This window comes from Flavihumibacter petaseus NBRC 106054 (genome assembly GCF_000974785.1).
Classification (GTDB): domain Bacteria; phylum Bacteroidota; class Bacteroidia; order Chitinophagales; family Chitinophagaceae; genus Flavihumibacter; species Flavihumibacter petaseus.
On record NZ_BBWV01000011.1, the window covers coordinates 1 to 784 of the forward strand.

General features: G+C 54.7%; 1 pseudogene. It reads left to right on the forward strand.

Annotated features, from left to right (window positions below):
• Positions 1–784: pseudogene (locus FPE01S_RS26040) on the forward strand (gliding motility-associated C-terminal domain-containing protein); the annotation flags it as partial.

Sequence of the window (784 nt, forward strand, 5' to 3'; positions counted from 1 at the left end):
GTCATCCAACAACGGCGTCAATGGCACCTGGAGCCCGGCTACCATCAGTACTGCAACCGTTGGTACAACGACCTACACCTTTACTCCGGATGCAGCAAGCTGCGGCGTGCCGACCAGCATCGACATTACAGTTGTTGACCTCATTACACCAACTTTCGATCCGATCGGTGCGATTTGTCAGAATGCAACAGCACCTGTCTTACCTGCAACTTCACTCAACGGGGTGAATGGCACCTGGAGCCCGGCAACGATCAATACGGCCACTGTCGGAACAGCTACCTACACCTTTACGCCGGCAGCAGGAGAGTGTGCGGCTCCGGTAAGCGTCGACATCACCATCTCTTCCAGTGTAACACCGGTATTCACTGCAATCGGACCGCTCTGTCTGAACAGTCCGGCACCAACACTGCCTGCTTCATCCAACAACGGCATCAATGGTACCTGGAGCCCGGCGACGATCAGCACAACAGCTGTTGGAACCACTACCTACACCTTTACTCCGGATGCAGCAAGCTGCAGTGTGCCGACGACAATCGACATCACGATCACAGATCTGGTAACACCAACCTTTGATCCGATCGGCGCCATCTGTCAGAATGCTATTGCACCTGCCTTACCAGCTACTTCACTCAATGGCGTGAACGGCAGCTGGAGCCCGGCGGTGATCAATACTGCGACCGTTGGAACAACTACCTATATCTATACACCGGCAGCAGGAGAGTGTGCGACTCCGGTAAGCATCGACATCACCATCTCTTCCAGTGTAGCGCCGGTATTCACAGCC